The organism is Salipiger sp. PrR007 (assembly GCF_010499845.1).
Classification (GTDB): domain Bacteria; phylum Pseudomonadota; class Alphaproteobacteria; order Rhodobacterales; family Rhodobacteraceae; genus Salipiger; species Salipiger pacificus_A.
On sequence record NZ_JAAGOZ010000039.1, the window covers coordinates 73,236 to 92,008 of the forward strand.

The 18,773-nt window shown below is 67.7% G+C and carries 14 protein-coding genes; 7 read left to right on the forward strand and 7 right to left on the reverse strand.

What is annotated here, in order from left to right; genetic code table 11:
* The first annotated feature begins 95 nt into the window (after positions 1 to 95).
* From G0Q01_RS16855 to G0Q01_RS16880, 6 genes are all read left to right on the forward strand, one after another.
* Positions 96 to 1,706, forward strand: coding sequence for a glucan biosynthesis protein (locus G0Q01_RS16855; protein ID WP_370457251.1), 1,611 nt, complete (start codon positions 96 to 98; stop codon positions 1,704 to 1,706).
* Entirely contained in the window at positions 1,703 to 1,885 is a 183-nt protein-coding gene (locus G0Q01_RS16860) for a hypothetical protein (protein ID WP_164195623.1), read from the forward strand. The genes G0Q01_RS16855 and G0Q01_RS16860 overlap by 4 nt, the downstream gene beginning before the upstream one ends.
* A gap of 10 nt (positions 1,886 to 1,895) precedes the next feature.
* Positions 1,896 to 3,686 carry a glucans biosynthesis glucosyltransferase MdoH gene (gene mdoH, locus G0Q01_RS16865; protein ID WP_164195620.1) on the forward strand — a complete coding sequence of 597 codons (1,791 nt, stop codon included), beginning with the start codon at positions 1,896 to 1,898 and terminating at the stop codon, positions 3,684 to 3,686.
* Positions 3,673 to 4,905 carry an OpgC family protein gene (locus G0Q01_RS16870; protein WP_164195618.1) on the forward strand — a complete coding sequence of 411 codons (1,233 nt, stop codon included), beginning with the start codon at positions 3,673 to 3,675 and terminating at the stop codon, positions 4,903 to 4,905. Before mdoH ends, G0Q01_RS16870 begins: the two co-directional genes overlap by 14 nt.
* 194 nt (positions 4,906 to 5,099) lie before the next feature.
* Complete coding sequence (locus G0Q01_RS16875) at positions 5,100 to 6,326, forward strand: efflux RND transporter periplasmic adaptor subunit (RefSeq protein ID WP_164195616.1); 1,227 nt, start codon at positions 5,100 to 5,102, stop codon at positions 6,324 to 6,326.
* Between the two features lie 4 nt (positions 6,327 to 6,330).
* Positions 6,331 to 9,444, forward strand: a complete 3,114-nt coding sequence (locus G0Q01_RS16880) for a multidrug efflux RND transporter permease subunit (protein ID WP_164195614.1) — start codon at positions 6,331 to 6,333, stop codon at positions 9,442 to 9,444.
* 28 nt (positions 9,445 to 9,472) lie between these two features.
* Here G0Q01_RS16880 and G0Q01_RS16885 read toward each other — a convergent pair whose 3' ends face one another.
* The 5 genes from G0Q01_RS16885 to G0Q01_RS16905 form a co-directional block, all read right to left on the reverse strand.
* A complete protein-coding gene (locus tag G0Q01_RS16885) occupies positions 9,473 to 9,922 on the reverse strand; it encodes a MarR family winged helix-turn-helix transcriptional regulator (RefSeq protein ID WP_164195611.1) in 450 nt (149 codons plus the stop codon).
* Positions 9,923 to 10,004: 82 nt separating this feature from the next.
* A complete protein-coding gene (locus G0Q01_RS16890; protein ID WP_164195608.1) occupies positions 10,005 to 10,706 on the reverse strand; it encodes an ABC transporter ATP-binding protein in 702 nt (233 codons plus the stop codon).
* Positions 10,699 to 11,469 (reverse strand): ABC transporter ATP-binding protein, encoded by a 771-nt coding sequence (locus G0Q01_RS16895; protein ID WP_108966294.1) that lies wholly within the window; start codon positions 11,467 to 11,469, stop codon positions 10,699 to 10,701. The genes G0Q01_RS16890 and G0Q01_RS16895 overlap by 8 nt, the downstream gene beginning before the upstream one ends.
* A complete protein-coding gene (locus G0Q01_RS16900; RefSeq protein ID WP_164213673.1) occupies positions 11,466 to 13,325 on the reverse strand; it encodes an ABC transporter permease in 1,860 nt (619 codons plus the stop codon). The genes G0Q01_RS16895 and G0Q01_RS16900 overlap by 4 nt, the downstream gene beginning before the upstream one ends.
* Before the next feature lie 162 nt (positions 13,326 to 13,487).
* A complete protein-coding gene (locus G0Q01_RS16905) occupies positions 13,488 to 14,711 on the reverse strand; it encodes an ABC transporter substrate-binding protein (protein WP_203595055.1) in 1,224 nt (407 codons plus the stop codon).
* Positions 14,712 to 14,925: 214 nt separating this feature from the next.
* Between G0Q01_RS16905 and fabD the strand changes: the two genes are divergently transcribed.
* Positions 14,926 to 15,861: an ACP S-malonyltransferase gene (gene fabD / locus G0Q01_RS16910; RefSeq protein WP_164195603.1), complete on the forward strand. Its 936-nt coding sequence runs from the start codon at positions 14,926 to 14,928 to the stop codon at positions 15,859 to 15,861.
* A 130-nt stretch (positions 15,862 to 15,991) separates the two neighbouring features.
* Here fabD and G0Q01_RS16915 read toward each other — a convergent pair whose 3' ends face one another.
* Positions 15,992 to 17,050, reverse strand: a complete 1,059-nt coding sequence (locus G0Q01_RS16915; RefSeq protein ID WP_164195601.1) for a dipeptidase — start codon at positions 17,048 to 17,050, stop codon at positions 15,992 to 15,994.
* Positions 17,051 to 17,082: 32 nt separating this feature from the next.
* On the reverse strand, positions 17,083 to 18,474 hold the full coding sequence (locus G0Q01_RS16920; RefSeq protein ID WP_164195599.1) for a hypothetical protein: 1,392 nt from the start codon (positions 18,472 to 18,474) through the stop codon (positions 17,083 to 17,085).
* Positions 18,475 to 18,773 lie beyond the last annotated feature (299 nt).

Genomic DNA, 18,773 nt, shown 5'->3' on the forward strand with positions numbered 1-18,773 from the left:
TACTCGCTATCAGATTCCCGCCCAGTACCACCCCTTGGAGCAGACATTTGCGGAAGTATCCGATCTCTAGTCCTGTTGTGTCCGGACGCGCGTTCGTGGCGCGTCAAAACCGACGCCAGTTCCTGGCCCAGCTTGCCGGCTCCGCCGCCGTTCCCGCGCTTCTGAGCGCGACGTCCCTTGCCGCGCAGGAGACGACCGAAGAAGGCACCAACGCGGCCCCCGACGAGCAGACCCAGAGCGAGACAACCCCCTTTTCCTTCGACATCCTCTCGGCGCAGATGGCCGAGGCCGCGAAAGCGCCCCCGCTGGAACCCGAGCAAGTCGAGGGCTTTCTTGCCGAGCTCGACTACGACGGCTACCAGCGCATCCGGTTCGACCCCGACAAGGCCCGTTGGGCGGATCTGCCGGACGACACGTTCCGGCTGCATGCCTTCCACCTCGGCTGGCTGTTCAAGCAGCCCGTGCGCCTGCATGAGGTGGTCAACGGCGAGTCGCGGCTGATGCATTTCTCGACCGCGGATTTCGACTATTCCTCGGTCGAGACACCGATCCCCGAAAATGCCGAGATGCCGGGCGTCGCCGGCTTCCGGCTGCACAACCCGCTGAACCGCGCCGACACCTTCGACGAGCTGGTGGCCTTCCTTGGCGCGAGCTATTTCCGCGCCTTGGGGCGCGACAACACCTACGGGCTCAGCGCCCGCGGGCTGGCGGTGAACACCGGGCTTTCCGGGGCCGAAGAATTCCCGCGATTCAACGAGTTCTGGCTCGAACGGCCCGGCCCGGGCGCCGAGCACATGACGGTCTACGCGGCGCTTGGCAGTGCCTCGATCACCGGCGCCTACCGCTTCGTGATCCGCCCCGGCGAGGACACGCAGATCGACGTGACCGCGCGGCTCTTCCTGCGCAACGACATCCAGCAGCTCGGCATTGCGCCGCTCACCTCGATGTTCCTTTTCGGCGGGCCGGACATGGGTGACTTCGACGATTTCCGCCCCGCGGTGCACGACAGCGAAGCGCTGATGCTGACCACCCAGGGCGGCGAGACCTTCTTCCGCCCGCTCAACAACCCGCCGCGGCTGGCAAGTTCTTACTTCGGCGCGCTCAGCCCGGTGCGCTTCGGGCTGGTGCAGCGGACCCGCGCGTTCGAGCATTACCTCGACGCCCAGGCCCATTACGAGAAGCGTCCGACGCTGCTGGTGGAGCCGATTGGCGACTGGGGCGAGGGCTCGGTGCGGCTGGTTGAGATCCCTTCGGATTTGGAGGCTAACGACAATATCGTCGCTTTCTGGATCCCCAAGGCCGAGACCAAGGCCGGGGATGCGCTGGAATTTTCCTATCGCCTGCATTGGGGCATGACCCCGGTGGGCGACGGGGCCGTCGACCGGGCCCGCGTGGTGCGCACGCGGGTTGGCAGGGGCGGCATATCTGGGGTCGAGCAGGACACCGATCGGCGGAAATTCGTCATCGATTTCGAAGGCGGCACTTTGGGGGAACTTCCCGCTGGCGCCGAAGTTGAACCACAAGTAAGTGCCGCCAACGCTGAGATTGCCGAAGCGGTAGTGAGCCGAATCTCGGGGACCGAGACTTGGCGCCTTGTTCTGGAAGTCGACGCGCCGGACGGCGCGGTCGCCGAACTCAAGGCGGGGCTCAAAGGGTATGGTCGTATGCTTACCGAAACCTGGACTTATCAATGGGTGAAGGAATGAATGCTGAACCGATGAAGGAACTGCACGTCGCCGAGGCTCGCGCCATCGAAATGCCGCATTGGGCTCCGCCCGAGGCGCCGATGGACATGCCGCGGCAGGAAATCGAGGCAGCGCGCGCCGAGCGCGTGTCGCTGGGAGAGATGATTGCGCGCATATTGATGCCCGGCCAGAGAGCCTGAGGACCTGCGCATGCCGGTCTTGCCCTCGCCCAGCCGCATGACTGTGGCCACCCGTCTTTTCTCTGCGGCCTTCGCGCTCGTCGCGGCGGGGGTAGCGACAGGTCTATTGCTTGAGGTTGCCCTGCAGGACGGGGTCGAACCCTTCGACTTCGTGCGCGCCGGGCTGATCCTGGTCACCACCGCCTGGCTGGCTTGGGGGGCTGCGCTGGCGCTCACCGGGCTTGCGCCGCTGAGCCGGCGCGGGACGCGCGAGATGCAGATGCCGCAGCCGCGCACCGTGGTGCTCGTGCCGATCTGCAACGAGGACCCAGTGGCCACCTTCGCGCGCATCGCCGCAATGGACGCCTCGATCAACGCGGCAGGGGTGACGGCGGACGTTGCCATTCTGTCGGACACCCGCGACGACACCGCGGCTGAGGAAGAGCGCCGGACTTTCGTGCGTCTGCTTGAAGAGACCGGTGGGCATGGGCGCATCTTCTACCGCCGCCGCGAGGACAATCGCGGTCGCAAGGCGGGCAACATCGAGGATTTCTTCCGCCGCTCCGGCGGCGCCTACGAGCTGGCTGTGATCCTCGACGCGGACAGCCTGATGGAGGGTGCCGCCATCCGTCAGATGATCGCACGGATGCAGGCCGACACGCAGATCGGCCTGCTGCAGACCCTTCCGCGCATCGTTGGCGGGCGCAGCTTCTTCGGCCGCGCCATGCAGTTCGCCGCTGCTTTCCATGGCCCGGTCTTCACCCGCGGGCTGGCCCGCATGCAGGGGGCGACCGGCCCGTTCTGGGGTCACAACGCCATCGTGCGGGTGCAAGCTTTCGCCGAGAGCTGCGGTCTGCCAGAGTTGCAGGGCAAGCCGCCCTTCGGCGGGCATATCCTCAGCCATGACTACGTCGAGGCGGCGCTGCTCGCCCGCGCGGGCTGGAAGGTCGAGGTGGATGGCGGTATCGACGGCTCCTTCGAGGAAGGCCCCGAGAATCTGCTGTCCTTTGCCAAGCGCGACCGCCGTTGGTGTCAGGGCAACCTGCAGCACATCCGGCTGCTGACGGCGCCGGGCCTCGCGCCCTGGAGTCGCTTCGTCTTCGTGCTGGGCATCTTCTCGTATCTCGTGTCGCTGCTCTGGTTCGGCTTCCTCGTGGCCTCGGTGATCGCCGCGGTGACCGCGCCGCCGCCCGACTACTTCCCCGAGCCGCATCTGCTGTTTCCGGTCTTCCCGAGCGATCGGACCAAGGAGATGATCGCCCTGATGATCGGGATTTTCGGCCTGCTCATCATGCCCAAGTTCGCGATCCTCATCGAAAGCGTCCTGACCCGCCGGGTCGGCGGGTTCGGAGGCGGGATGCGGGCCTTCTGGTCGGTGATCACCGAGGTCGCGCTGACGTCGCTCATCGCGCCCTTGATGCTGATGTACCAGACCAAAGCCGTGCTGCAGGTGCTTTCCGGCCGTGACGGCGGCTGGCCCTCCAGCCAGCGCGGCGAGGGACAGTTGACCCTGGTGCAGGGCATCCGCGCGGGCCTTTGGATCACCGCGACCGGCGCCGTGGCTCTGGCGGTTACGGCCTGGCTGTCGCCCGATCTGGTGCCCTGGCTGCTGCCGGTCTGCCTGCCGATGCTCTTCGCACCGGTTCTGATCTCCTGGACGTCGCGCCCGTTGACGCACAGCCTTTTCATCACTCCCGATGAGCTGGCCCCCGCGCCGGTGGTGCGCAGCTTCCGCGAAATTCACGCCCGCTGGAGCGGGACGCCGCAGGCCCCCCTGCCGCAACCCGGACTCGGAAGGGGCGCACAGCATGCAGCAGCCTGAACACAAGCTCGTCTCCTTTCCTGGCACGAAGACACCGCCCGCGCGCCGTCCGCGCGATGCGCGCATCGACGCCTTCCGCGGGCTGGCGCTGATCATGATCTTCATCGATCATGTGCCGGGGAACCCTTACGAGTACCTGACGATCCGCAACTTCACCCATTCGGATGCCGCCGAGGCGTTCTTCATCATGTCCGGCCTTGCCGCGGCCCTGGCCTATTCCGGGCGGCTAACGCCCGAGGCGCGCGCCGAGCACGGGCTGATGAACGGCGTGCTGCCCGTCTGGAAGCGGAGTTGGACGCTCTATCTGGCCCATATCTTCATGACGATCTGGGCGATCGCCATCTTCTCGGCGGGGGCGGGGATCTACAACCTTCCCGAGCTGCTCGAGACGATCAACCTGCGGCAGGTGTTCTCCAACCCCGAGGAGTCGCTTTTCGGCATTGCCGCTCTGACCCACCAGCTTGGCTACGTGAACATCTTGCCGGCCTATTCAGTGCTGCTCTTCTTCGCGCCGGCGATGCTGCTGCTGGGGCTCTGGAAGCCCAAAGCGCTGCTCTGGACCGCGCTGGCGATCTGGATGGCCGCGGGTCTCTGGCGCCTTAACCTGCCCAACTTCCCCAACCCCGGCGGCTGGTTCTTCAACCCGATCAGCTGGGAGCTGCTCTTCGCCATCGGCATGCTGACTGGCCTTGCCATGCGCCGGGGCGAGCGCTTTGTGCCGGTTTCCCGTCCGCTCTTCTGGGCGAGCTTGGGTTTCTGCGGTCTGGTGGTGGCCTGGAAGTTCATCCCCGAGTTCGGCGCGGTGATCAATCATCAGATGGCGCGGCTCTACCAGGCGGGGATCCCGTTCCACCTGACCACCCACGACAAGACCTTCGTCGCCCTGCCGCGGCTTCTGAATATCCTGGCGCTGGCCTATGTGCTCTCGTGCCTGCCCGCCGTGACACGCTTCTGCGCGAGCAAGGCGGCTGCACCGCTGCGGCTGCTGGGCCAGCAGGGGCTGCTGGTCTTCTGCACCGGCACCATCGTCGCGTTGGCGTTTCAGGTGATCATGGCGGGCAACCCGCTGTCGGCCTGGATGGGCTGGGGTCTGCCGCCGCTGGGCGTCGTGATCATGCTTGTTATCGCCTGGATGGCCCAGTCGCGCAAACCGGTGCGGCGAGAGATACAGTCGCCGGGCGGGCTCGTCGCAAAGCCCGATCAACGCCGGGTGAGCTGAGAACCGGCACTCATGACCAGGAGAAGGGGCGGGCTGCGGCACGCCCCTTTTTCCTTGGATTGAGCCTTCCGGCTCGCGGTCACGAAAAGGTCAGACGATGTTCTCCGAACGTCGAGACGGAAAGTCACAGTTGCTGCGTATCAAGGGCTCGCGCGGGCGGCGATCGCCTGCGCGTCCGACCGAAGGAGAAGAAGATGGCGTCGAGCCGCACCCCCCGGACCATCCGCGTCCTTGTCGCAGCCTTTGCGCTGACCCTCCCACAGGCCGATCTGCTGCATGCCCAGGACGCCCCTCCGGCCGCGCGCGCGGCGCGCGAGGTCGGAGTGATCACGCTCGAGGCCAGCGACGTGCCCTATTCGGTGACCCTGCCGGGGCGCTCCACCGCCTTCGAGGAGGTGGCAATCCGGCCGCGCGTTTCGGGGGTGATTTCCGAAATTCTCTATGAGCCGGGCAGCGACGTGACCAAGGGCGAGGTGCTCTTCCGCATCGACGGCGACACCTACCAGGCCGACGTCGATGCCGCCGAAGCGGATGTGGCGGGCGCCGAGGCGGCGCTGCGCAGCGCGGGGACGACGCTGTCACGCTATCAGAAGCTGGTCGGCACCGGGGTGACCGCCGCCGACGTGGACGCCGCCGAGGTCGACGTGATGCAGGCCAAGGCGACGCTGAGCGCGGCGCAGGCAGCGCTGGAGCTCGCCAAGCTCGACCTCGAGCGCACCGAGATCACCAGCCCCATCGATGGCATTGCCGTGCTGCCCGAGGTCTCGGTTGGCGATCTGGTGACCGCCAACCAGGAGGGCGCGTTGACCACGGTCACGCGGATCGACCCGATTTATGTCGACGTGCAGGAATCCATCACCCGGGTGCAGCAGACCCGCGAGCGGCTGGCCCAGGGCTCGCTGAACCGCGGCGCGCGGATCGAGGCCGAACTGGAACTTGAGAATGGTTCGATGTTCGAGGGGCAGGGCACCTTCGTGTCGCCCCCGGTGAGTGTTTCGACCACGACCGGCACCTCGGTCATCCGGCTGCGCTTCGACAACCCGAGGCGCGGCATCCTTCCGGGGCAGTTCCTGCGGGTGAAGCTGACCTTCGGCACCACCCCTTCGATCCTCGTGCCGCAAGGCGCCACCTCGCGCGCCTCGGACGGCACGCTGACCGCCTTCGTCGCCGCCGATGGCAAGGCCGAGAAGCGGACCCTGGCGGCGCAGGGCAGCTACAACAACGCCTGGGTCGTCACCGAGGGCGTCGAGATCGGCGAGCAGCTCATCGTCGATGGGCTGCGCAACCTGCAGCGCGGCGCTGCGGTCAGCCCCATCGATGTGGTGATTTCCGAAACCGGCGTGGTCACCCGTGCCGACGGGGCGCCCGACAGCTTCGGTGCCGCGCCCGAGCCCGCTGCGGATACGCGGGCAAAGGGCTGACGGCATGGGAAATTTCTTTATTGCGCGCCCGGTCTTTGCCTGGGTGCTGGCGATCCTCACCATGCTGGCGGGGGCCTTGGCCGTGGTCACCCTGCCGGTCAGTCAGTATCCTGACATCGCCCCCACCACGGTGCGGGTCTCGGCCAGCTACAGCGGCGCCACCGCCGAGGCGGTGCAGAACTCGGTGACTCGCGAGATCGAGGACGCGATGACCGGCCTCGAAGGCATGCTCTACATGACCTCCAGCTCGTCCAAGGGCCGGGCCTCGATCGAGATCACCTTCGACGAGAGTGTCGATCCGGTGGACGCCCAGAACGAGGTGCAGTCCAAGATCAGCCAGGTCGAGGGCCGCCTGCCGAGCGCGGTGCAGAGCCAGGGGGTGAGCGTCTCGCGGTCCTCCTCGTCGATCCTCATGGTCGGCGCGCTGGTCGACACCACCGGCACCTACAGCACGGTCGAGCTGGGCGACATCATGTCCACCACGGTCGAAGGGCCGATCAAGCGCACCGAGGGCGTCGGCGGCGTGCAGAGCTTCGGCTCGGGCTATGCCATGCGCATCTGGCTCGATCCGCTGTCGCTGGCGCGCTACCAGCTCACCCCTTCGGACGTGATGAGCGCGGTCTCGGCGCAGAACTCCACCGTCTCGGTCGGCGCGCTCGGGGAGCAGCCCACCACCAAGGGCCAGCAGTTCACCGCGACCATCACCGCCCAGAGCCAGTTGACCACCGTGGACGAATTCGAGTCCATCCTGCTGCGCTCTTCGGAAGAGGGTGGGGTGGTGCGGCTCGGCGATGTCGCGCGGGTCGAGATCGGGCAGGAGAGCTACGGCGGGGACTCGCGCTTCAACGGGCTGAACGCCTCGGGCTTCGGGGTGAACCTTGAAACTGGCGCCAACGCCGTGGATACCGCCGCCGCCGTGCGCGCGCAGCTCGACAGGCTGAGCGCCGCGCTGCCCGAGGGGGTGGAGTTCCGCACCGCCTATGACACCTCGCCCTTCGTCGAGCTGTCCATCGAGCAGGTTTATCACACGCTCTTCGAGGCGATCGTGCTGGTGCTCGCGGTTCTGCTGATCTTCCTGCAGAGCTGGCGCGCCACGCTGGTGCCGCTCATCGCCGTGCCGGTGGTGCTGCTCGGGACTTTCGGGGTGCTGATGGTCGCGGGCTATTCGATCAACACGCTGACCATGTTCGCCATGGTGCTGGCCATCGGCCTGCTGGTCGATGACGCCATCGTGGTCGTCGAGAACGTCGAGCGCCTGATGGAGGAAGAGAAGCTCTCGGCCTTCGAGGCGACGAAACGCTCGATGAGCCAGATCACCTCGGCGCTCGTCGGGATCAACGTGGTGCTGGCGGCGGTCTTCCTGCCGATGGCCTTCTTCGGCGGATCCACCGGGGTTATCTACCGGCAGTTCTCGATCACCATGGTCGCGGCCATGGCGATCTCGCTGATCATGGCGATCATCCTTTCGCCGCCCATGTCGGCGCGGTTGCTGAAACCCGCGCACGGTCCGGCGAAATTCCCCCCGGCGCGCTGGTTCAACGCCGGGCTCGGCAAGGTCACCGAGGGCTACGGACGCGTCGTCGATTGGTCGCTGAAGATGCCCGCGCTGGTTCTGCTGGTGCTGGCGGCGGCGCTTGGCGGGGCGTGGGTGGTCAACGAGCGGCTGACCTCCTCCTTCATTCCTGCCGAGGACCAGGGCGTGTTGATGACGATCATCAACCTCACCGAAGGCGCGACGACGCAGCAGACGAAGGCCACGCTGGAGCAGGTCGAGGATTACCTGCTGAACCAAGAGGGCGAGGCGGTCGAAAGTACCTTTGCCTCGCTCGGTTTCGGCTTTGGCGGCTCGGGCCAGAACCGCGCCATGGTCTTCGTGAAACTGCGCGACTTCGCGCTGCGGCAGGACAAGCCCGAGCTCTCGGCCAACGCCGTGGCGGCGCGGGCCACCGCGGCCTTTGCTTCGAGCCGCGCCGGACAGATCATGGTGATGCAGCCGCCTGCAATCCGCGGCCTCGGCAACACCGGCGGCTTCTCGTTCTACCTCGTCGATCAGGCGGGCAACGGTGTCGAGGCGCTGCAGGATGCCGCCGACCGGCTCGAAGCGCTCGCCGCCGCGCGGCCCGAAATCGCCAACGTCCGGGTCTCGGGCACCGAGGACGAGAGCGCGCTGCGCATCTCCATCGACCGCGAGAAGGCCGAGAGCTTCGGGCTCACGCTGTCGGAGATCAATGCGATGCTCTCGGTGATCTTCTCGGGCAGCGAGGTGAACGACTTCGTCCTCGGCTCGGAGCTTCGCCCCGTCATCGTGCAGGCCGATGCCGAGCACCGCATGCAACCCGAGAACATCCTAGAGTGGTACGCCAGGAACGCGGAGGGCGAGATGGTGCCCTTCTCGGCCTTCATGAAAACCGAATGGGAGCCCGTCGCGCCGCGCCTTCAGCGCTACTCGGCGACGCAGGCGATCGAGGTCTCGGGCTCGCCGAGCGCCGATGTCAGCTCGGGCGTGGCGATGACCGTCATGCAGGAGCTGGTCAACGGCATGGACGGCGGCTACGGGCTGGCCTGGACGGGGCTGTCATACCAGGAGCAGCAGTCGGGCGCGCAGGCACCACTGCTCTACGCGATCTCGGGGCTCGTGGTGTTCCTTGCGCTGGCGGCGCTTTACGAAAGCTGGGCGATCCCCTTCTCGGTGATGCTGTCGGTGCCGGTCGGCCTGTTCGGGGCGCTGCTGGCGGCCTATTGGTTCGGCCAGTCGAACGACGTCTACTTCAAGGTCGGCATCCTGACGACGATCGGCCTTTCCGCGCGCAACGCGATCCTGATCGTCGAGTTCGCCGAGGACCTGAGGCGGCAGGGGCGGAGCATCGCGCAGGCCGCCAAGGAGGCGGCGCAGCTGCGCCTGCGGCCGATCCTCATGACCGCGCTGACCTTCATCCTCGGGGTGGTGCCGCTGGCCACGGCCAGCGGGGCGGGGGCGGGGGCGCAGAACGCCATCGGCATCGGGGTGATCGGCGGGATGATCGCCTCGACCGCCATCGGCATCTTCCTCGTTCCGGGCTTTTACGTGCTCGTCATGCGCCTGGTGCGCCGGGTGAAGAGCGGCAAGGCCACGGCCTGACGCTGCCGGGCGCGGCCGCACGTCCCTGTCACGTGGCGATCTTGCCAAGCAGGCGGATCAGGGTCTGGCGCTCGCGCTTGTTCAGCGGGTCGAGCACGTCGGCGCTGACCTCGATGGCGGCATCTGTCGCGCTGTCCACCAGCGCCACGCCCTCGGGGGTGAGCGAGACGAGATGCCGGCGCCGGTCCGTGGGGTCGCGCTCGGTGCGCAACAGGCCGCGCGCGCCAAGCCGGTCGACCACGCCTTTCGTCGTCGCCCCGTCCATGGCCACCGAGCGACCCAGCATGTTCTGCGACATTGGTCCGTCCTCGGCCAGCCGGTGCAGGATGGAGAACTGCATCGGTGTCAGGGCGCCGTCGATCTTGTCCGAGAAGATCGTGCAATTGCGCTGGTAGGCCTTGCGCAGCAGGAAGCCCACCTGCTCGTGCAGCTGGTAGCCATGCTCGTCGCTGGTGCGGGCTTTGGGCGTGTCGGCCATTGGTGCGCTCCTTCCTCCTTGAAAGAGGTAGGGCGCCCGGCGCCGCATCGCAACGCCGATGTGGCGCTACTTGGCGTCAATTCTAGACCGACAGGTAGGCGTCCCGGATTTCCGGCTGCTTTTCGAGCGTTCCGAAGCTGCCGTCGAACTTTTTCCGACCGCTCTCGAGGATGATCGCCCGGTCGGCGACGGCGCGGGCGAAATGCAGGTTCTGTTCCGAGATGAGCACCGTCAGCCCCTCGGCCTTGAGCCTGAGGATGCTGCGCGCCATCTGCTCGACGATCACCGGGGCGATGCCCTCGGAGGGCTCGTCGAGCAGCAGCAGCGCCGGGTTGCCCATCAGCGTGCGGGCGATGGTGAGCATCTGCTGTTCGCCGCCCGACATGTGTTTGCCGCGGTTGTGCCGCCGCTCCGCGAGGTTGGGAAAGAGCTCGAAGAGCTGCTCGACGGTCCAATGCGGCGCCCCATCGCGCTTGGGCTGGCGGCCGACCTCGAGGTTCTCGAGCACCGTGAGATCCGAAAACACCCGCCGGTCCTCGGGCACATAGCCGATCCCCGCCTTGGCGACGCGGTAGGCGGGCAGGCCGACCAGCTCGCGCCCTTCAAAAGTCACCGAGCCCGCGCGCGGCGGCAGCAGTTGCATCACCGATTTCATCGTTGTGGACTTGCCCGCGCCGTTGCGCCCGAGCAGCGCCACCACCTCGCCGCGCGCCACGGAAAAGCTCAGCCCGTCCAGGATATGCGCCTTGCCGTAGAAGCTGTGGATCTCGGAAACCTCAAGCATCGCCGGCCTCCTTGAAGAGCGTCCCGCCACCCAGGTAGACCTCCTGCACGCTTGGATCGCTGCGCACCTGCTCGGCGGTGCCATCGGCGATCAGCTTGCCCCGGTTCAGCACCATGATGTGATGCGCATGGGCAAAGACCACGTCCATGTCATGCTCGGTAAAGAGCACCGACAGCCCCTGTTCGCGCACGATGTCCGCCACCAGCTGCATGAGGTCGATCCGCGCCGAAGGGGCCATGCCCGCCGTCGGCTCGTCCATCAGCAAGAGACGTGGGCGGTGGCAGAGCGCGATGGCCAGCTCGAGCCGCTTGAGATCGCCATAGGCCAGCACCGAGCAGGGGCGGTCGGCCTGATCTGCCAGCGAGACGGTGCGCAGGACCTCCAGCGCGTCCTCGCGGTAGAGTTTCCACGCCCGTGGCCCGAAGGAGAAGAGCCGCCGGTGGTGACTGATCAGGGCCATCTGGACGTTCTCGACCACGCTCATCGAGCGATAGGTGCCGGTGATCTGGAAGGTGCGCCCGACGCCCATCCGCCAGATGTCCCGCGGCGGCTTGCCGGTGATCTTGGTGCCGCGCAGATAGACCTCGCCCGTCGTAGGTTTGAGCTGCCCGGTGAGCATGTTGAAGCAGGTGGACTTGCCGGCGCCGTTGGGGCCGATGAGGGCCTTCAGTTCGCCCTCGCGGACCGAGAAGCTGACCCCGTCCACGGCGAGGAAGCCGTCGTAGCTCTTGCGCAGGTTGTCGGCGCGCAGGATCTCGGTCATCGTGCCGCCTCCTCGTCCGAGGACCGGAAGCGCAGCGCCAGCCGCCGCAGGGTCCCGACGATGCCCTCGGGCATCAGGATGACCACGCCGATGATGACCAGCCCCAGCAGCAGACGCCAGTACTCCAGCCGGGTGAGCCAATGCTCGACCGAGGTCAGGAAGCTGGCCCCGACCACGCCGCCGGCCAAGGTCTTTACCCCGCCGAGGAAGACCACGATCAGCGCATCGAAGCTTTTGGCGATCTCCAGCTCGGTGGGAAAGACCGAGCCCTTGGAAAAGACGAAGAGCCCGCCCGCCAGCCCCGCCATCATCCCGGCCATCGCGAAGGCGACGAGCTGCACGCGCCGCACGTTGATGCCCATGGCCTCGGCCTGTCGCGGGCTGTCGCGCCCGGCACGCAGCGCATAGCCGAAGGGCGAATGGATGATGTGCCGCAGGGTGAGGATGCCGCCGACCCCGAACGCCAGCGTGAAGTAGTAATAGGGCAGCGGGCCGTTCAGCCAGTCTGCCGGCCAGATGTTGATCAGCCCGTCGTCGCCACGCGTCAGGCTGCGCCACTGGAAGGCCAGCGACCAGACGAGCTGCGAGAAGGCCAGCGTCAGCATGGCGAAATAGACCCCCGAGAGACGGATGCAGAACCACCCGATCCCCAGCGCCAGAAGACCGGCCGCGAGCGGCGCGAAGAGGAAAGCCAGCTCCATCGGCGTCTCGGTATGGAAGACCAGCAGCGCCGCCGCGTAGGCGCCGCCGCCGAAGAAGGCGGCGTGGCCGAAGCTCACCATGCCGCCGGTGCCGAGGATGAAATGCAACGAGGCGGCGAAAAGGGCGAAGACCGCGATGTCGATCACCAGGGTCAGCACGAATGGCTCGGCCACGCCGGGCAGGGCCGCGAGCAGGATCAAGAGCGCGGCGGTGAGCGCGATGCCGGCCGGGCCATAGGGGCGGATCGGGGTCTCGGGCGCGCCGACCTGCCCGTGCTCGCCCGCCACCTCCTCGCGGCCCAGAAGGCCGTAGGGCCGGACGATCAGAACGGCCGCCATGACCACGAACATCAGCACCAGCGTCGACTGCGGCAGGAAGGCCACGCCAAAGGCATTGAGCACCGAGATCAGCACCGACGCGATGAAGGCGCCGGGCAAGCTCCCCATGCCGCCGATCACGACCACCACGAAAACCGCGCCGATGATGTTGAAATCCATCAGCAAGTCTGCGCCGCCTTTCGGCAGCTGCAGAGCACCGCCCCATCCGGCCAGCGCGGAGCCAAGGGCAAAGACGCCGGTGAAGAGCCACGCCTGGTTGACCCCGAGCGCGCCGACCATCTCGCGGTCCTGCGTTGCCGCGCGCACGAGGATGCCGAGCCGTGTACGGGTGATCAGGTACCAAAGCGCCAGCAGGATGACCGGGGTGATCGCGATCAACACGATGTCATACTTGGGCACCGGTTCGCCGAAGAGGCGCCAGACGCCGCGCAGGCCGGGCGCGCGCGGGCCGAGCCGGTCCTCGGCCCCCCAGATCATCAGCGCCAAATCCTGGATGATCAGGATCACCCCGAAGGTGGCGACCAGCTGAAAGAGTTCGGGGGCGCGGTAGATGCGCCTCAGCACGACGATTTCGATCAGCGCACCGATGCCTCCTACGGCAAGCCCGGTCAGCAGGATCGCCCCCCAAAAGCCCACCGCACCGGGAAGCAGCTGCATCAGCGTGACCCCGATGAAGGCCCCCAGCATGTAGAAGGAGCCATGCGCGAAGTTGACGATGCGCGTGACGCCAAAGATCAGCGACAGCCCCGAGGCAACGAGAAAGAGCGCCGCGGCATTGGCAAGACCGGTCAGGAACAGGGCGAGGTAGAAGGCCATGGGGCGGAAGGCTCGGCTTTCGGAAGGTGGGATATGGGCGGCACAGTAACGCGGCCAAGGCAGAGCCGTCGCCGGCTGGCGGTGGCGCAAGATCGGTCCGCCGGAGGACGGCGGGAAGGCGGAGAGGCGCAAGGGCCTCTCCGCCCATGTTTCAGCCCGCGCTTACTCGGCGGGGCGCATGGCGCGGATCTCGTCGTCTGAGGGCATGTAAGGCGCTGGCTCCTTGTAAGACCAATCCACCATCACGCCTTCGCCCGCATCGTTGAGCGCCGTGGTGCCGACGAAGGCGCCCAGCGTCGACTGATTGTCGAGCGCGCGGTAGTGCAGGGGGCCGATGGGGGTATCGGGGATTTCCAGATCCTCGAAGGCGGCGCGGATTGCCTCGGTCTCGGTGCTGCCGGCGCGTTCGATGGCGGCGGCGACCGAGAGTGCGGTGAGATAGCCGACGTTGCTGCCGTTCTTCGGGGTCTCGCCGAACTTCTCCTCGTAGGCGGCGACGAAGGCACCGCCGGGGGTATCCTCGGCAAAGTCGTACCAGGGGTAGCCGGTGACGAACCAGCCCTCGGGCGCCTCGTCGCCGAGCGGCTCGAAATACTCCGGCTCGCCGGTCAGCAGGCCGTAGACGTCGCGCCCGTCAAAGAGCCCGCGGTCGGTGCCCTCGCGCACGAGCTTTGCAAGGTCGGTGCCGAAGGTAACGTTGTAGATCGCATCGGGCTTGGCGCGTTCCAGCGCCTGTGCCTCGGCGCCGGCGTCGATGTTGAAGAGCGGCGGCCATTGCTCGGCGACGAACTCCACGTCGGGCTTGAGCCGCTTGAGGTTGGCCTTGAAGGCCTCCACCGCCTCGGTGCCATAGGCGTAGTTCGGCGCGATGGTGGCATAGCGGATGGCGTCGGTGCTCGCCGCCTGCTCGGCCAGCATCGCCGCCTGCACCCAGGTCGAGGTGCGCAGGCGGAAGGTGTAGGGATTGCCCGACCCCCAGACCAGCGTGTCCGCCAGCGGTTCCGAGGCGAGGTAGACGTAATGCTTCTCGGCGGCGAAGGAGCTGATTGCCAGCCCGACGTTGCTGAGGATCGTGCCGGTGAGCATCACCGCGCCATCGCGGGTCATCAGTTCCTCGGCGATGCGCACCGCTTCGGCAGGATCGCCCTGGTCGTCGCGGAAGATGAACTTCAGCGGCCGGCCGAGCACACCGCCGCCCGCGTTGATCTCGGACACCGCCAGCTCGATACCCTTGCGGTAGGGCTCGGCAAAGGCCGCGAGGCGCTTGAAGTGGTTGATCTCGCCGATCTTGATCGGCGCCGTGTCCGCCGCTTGGGCAAGCAGGGTGGTCGGGGTCAGGGCAGTGGCTGCGGCAAGCGCCAGAACGGTGCGTCGAAGCAGGGTCATCTCGGTCGCGTCTCCTCGTTGGCGGGGTGTGGACCCCCCGCGGGCCCCTCATACGCGCGAATGCGGCGCCTGACAAAGGTGCTGTCACCTTGGCGGGCGCGCTATGGGTATTTGGGCCTGAAAGATCCGGCGGAAGCGCCGGGCGTTGCGCGAACCTGCGCTTGGGAGTAGGACTGCGCGCCAAAGCGCGGACAGAGCCTTAGGAGAGACGATCATGACGCGAGCTTTCATTTTCCCCGGTCAGGGGGCGCAGACCATCGGGATGGGCAAGGCGCTTGCCGAGACCTACCCGTCGGCAAAAGCCGTGTTCGACGAGGTGGATTCGGCACTGGGAGAGAACCTCTCGTCGCTGATCTGGGAGGGCGAGATCGAGACGCTCACCCTGACCGAGAACGCACAGCCGGCGCTGATGGCGACCTCGCTCGCCGCCATGCGGGCGCTCGAGGCCGAGGGCATCGAGATCGGCGCGGCGCGCTTCGTTGCCGGCCACTCGCTGGGGGAATACTCGGCGCTGACCGCCGCCGGCGCGCTGAGCGTCGGCGACGCGGCCAAGCTGCTGCGCACCCGGGGCAAGGCCATGCAGGCCGCCGTCCCGGTCGGCGAGGGCGCCATGGCGGCGCTGCTCGGCCTCGATCTGGCAACCGCCCGTGCTGTCGCGGAAGAAGCCGCGCAGGGCGAAGTTTGCGCCGCGGCCAATGACAACGATCCGTCGCAGGTGGTGATCTCGGGCAGCAAGGGCGCGGTCGAGCGTGCGCTCGATATCGCCAAGGCGAAAGGCGCCAAGCGCGCGCTGCTGCTGCCGGTGAGCGCCCCCTTCCACTGCGCCCTGATGGCCCCCGCCGCCGAAGTCATGGCCGAGGCGCTGGAGCAGGTCGAGATCACCGCGCCGAGCGTGCCGCTGGTCGCCAACGTGATCGCCGAGGCCGTCACCGACCCGGCCCGCATCCGCGCGCTGCTGGTCGAGCAGGTGACCGGCTCGGTGCGCTGGCGCGAGTCGGTGGAATACATGGTCGCACAGGGCGTGACCGAGTTTTGGGAGATCGGCGCGGGCAAGGCGCTGTCGGGCATGGTCAAGCGCATCGAGCGCAGCGCCGTCCTGCGCAACGTCGGCGCGCCGGACGATGTGACCGCGGCTCTCGAAGCCGTCTGACCGCCCGCACCACGGGTCCATGCTGAAAAAGGCAGGGGAGCACGCGCTTCCCTGCCTTTTTGCTAGCGGCCAATGTCCCGGAGGGCCGGGGGGCGGCTTGACGCGGAAGACGGGTGAGCCGCGCGGCGGCTCAGGCGCCCCAGGTCTTGCGCAGCACGCGCAGCCAGTTGCCGTGGCAGAGCTTCTCCATCAGCGCGGCGTCGACGCCATGCGCGGTGAGCGCGGCGCGCAGGTTCGGCAGGCCGGCGACATCGGCGATGCCCTCGGGCACGGTCGCGCCGTCGAAGTCCGAACCGAAGCCGACCCGGTCCTCGCCGAGCTTGCCGATCAGGTGGTCCAGATGGCGCAGCACCACGTCGAGGCCGCAGTCGCTTCCCATCCGCCCGTCCTCGCGCAGGAAGGCGGTGGCGAAGTTGATGCCGACCATACCGTCGCTCTCGGCGATCATCGCCAGTTGCCGGTCGGTGAGGTTGCGGGCGTGGGTGGTCACCGCGTGGGCGTTCGAATGGGTGGCGACCAGCGGCGCATCCGAAAGCGCGGCCACGTCGTCCATGCCCTTTTCGTTGAGGTGCGACAGGTCGATCATCACCTTGAGCGCGTTGCATTCCTTGACCAGCCGTTTGCCGGCCTCGGTGAGCCCGTCGCCGGTGTCGGGTGTGGAGGGGTAGCGGAAGGGCACGCCGTTGCCGAAGATCGTCGGGCGCGACCAGACCGGGCCCAGCGAGCGCAGTCCGCGGGCGTAAAGCGCGTGCAGCTCCTCGAGATCGGGGCCGATCGCCTCGGCGCCCTCGAGGTGCAGCACCCCCGCCATCTTCGGCCCGCCGAGCGCGGCCTCGATTTCGGCGACGGTGGTGCAGGGGGTGATGGCCCCGGCGGCGGCCAGTGCTTCAAAGGCCTCGACCCCGCGCCATGTGGTCTCGAGCGCCTCGGGCTGGGGGATCATCTCGGGCAACGGCAGATCATACTGCGGGCGGCTCATCGCGTCGAGGTCGTCGCCTGGCTTGGCCGGGCTCGGCACGAAGATCGCGAAAAAGCCGCCGCCGAAGCCGCCCTGCTGCGCCCGGGGCAGGTCGATGTGGCCACTGCCAAGGCCGTTGGCGACGCCGCTCGCGGTGACCGCGCCGCCCAGCAGGCGCAGCAGGAGATCGTTGTGGCCGTCGAAGATGGGCGGGGTGGTCGCATGCGTCATGAGAGGACTTTCAATGGTACAGTTGGCGAAGCTCAGTTGAGGAGGTAGCCGAGGACGAGAACCCAAGCCGAGAGCAGGACAAGCAGGCACAGCATGTAGCCGCCGTTCCAGCGCAGGCCGACGTGGCGGGCGCTGACGTTGCCGAAGCTGCCGATCAGCAGGGTGGTGGCGGTGAAGGGCGAGCTGATGCCGCCGAGCGCCCAGCCGGCGGTGATCGCGACGACGATGACCTCGGGCGACACCCCGAGCTGGTCCGCATGCGGCACCAGCGGTGCGATCAGGGTGACCGCGAGGATGGGGTTCATGCCAAGCTGACCGAGCAGCGGGATGATCCAGACGAAGCTGACCAGCACCAGCGCGGGGGGCAGGTCCTCGGGGTGGAAACCCGAGGCCTTGACCAGCGGGGCCAGAAGCGGTGCGCCGACGGTGCCGATGAAGCCGGCCATCATCAGCAGGGTGACCTCACCGCGGTAGGACGGCAGCTCGCGGAAGACGAACTCGGCGGCGCGGCTCTGCAGCGGGGCGCCGCCGCCGCGCTTCTGCAAAAGGACCCAGCAGGTGGCCATGGTCGGCACGACAAGCAGGACGATGGCGATGATCCGCAGGCCGGTGAGCGACTGCAGGACCAGCACCGAGACCCCCAACAGGCCGAGCAGCACCAGAAGCGGGCTCATCAGCGCCCAGCTGCCCTTGGGCGCGGCGCGCGGCGCGGCCGGTTGCGAGAGCTTTGGCTTGAAGATCGTGTCGAGTGCCCAGCCGGTCAGGGTGATCAGCGCAGAGGTGCCAAGCGCGGGCAGCACCACCGAGCCCCAGCTGGTGCCGGGGATCAGCGCGGTGGTGATGGCGACGGAAAAGGACATGGGCGACCAAGGCAGCGAGGCGACGAACCCGCGCTGGATCGCCAGCAGCATGCGGCGGGTGCGGTGGCTGCGGATCTCGGCGTCGGGCTCGTCCTGGGCGGCGGCGGTAGCGAGGCTGCCGAGCAGCGCGATGGCGCCGTAGTTCAGCAGCAACGCGAAGGCCTGTCCGCCGAGGGTCAGCGCGAGGTACCGCCGCCCGGGCGGCTGCAGCGCCAGGAAGTTGCCGGCGGCGCGGATCGAGGGGGCCTGCTGCGCGGCGCTGCGCAGCGTGGCGAGCGCGGCAAAGAAGGCCGCGATGAAGGCGGCCGAGTGAAAGGCCTTGAGCAGCACCGCCTGCCAGTCCGGCACCCGCCATATCAGCGCGAGGCCCAGCAGCACCGCCAGGGCGACGAAGAGCCGGCGCCCCGGCGCGACCTGCAGTGTCAGCAGCCCCACCAGCAGCGTCACCGCGGGCACGACCAGCAAATCGACCGGGCCGGTGAGATGCCATTCCTGAACGACGACGAGGCAGGTGATCAGCCCCAGCAGCAGTCCGGTCAGGCGGGCGAGGGGCGTGGGGGACACGGGCAGGCGCGTGGGCACGGTGCGGATTCCAGTCTCGTGCGGGCTTTTGTCCGGACATAGACCATCCTTGCCGGGAGAGGGCAATGCCCCCGGGTCGGCGCTCCGGCGCGAGACCGGCCCGGGGGTATCGCAGCCGTGGCCACCTGCGTGGTTTTCAGGCGCGGCAGCGGCGCGCGGTCATCGTTCCGGCCGTACTGCCGGCCTGTCACGAAAGCTTCATCCAAATGATACGCAATCGAATCCCCGCCGTCACAGCCTCGATACGGTTCGGGGCGAGACACCGTTCCGGACAGACAGGG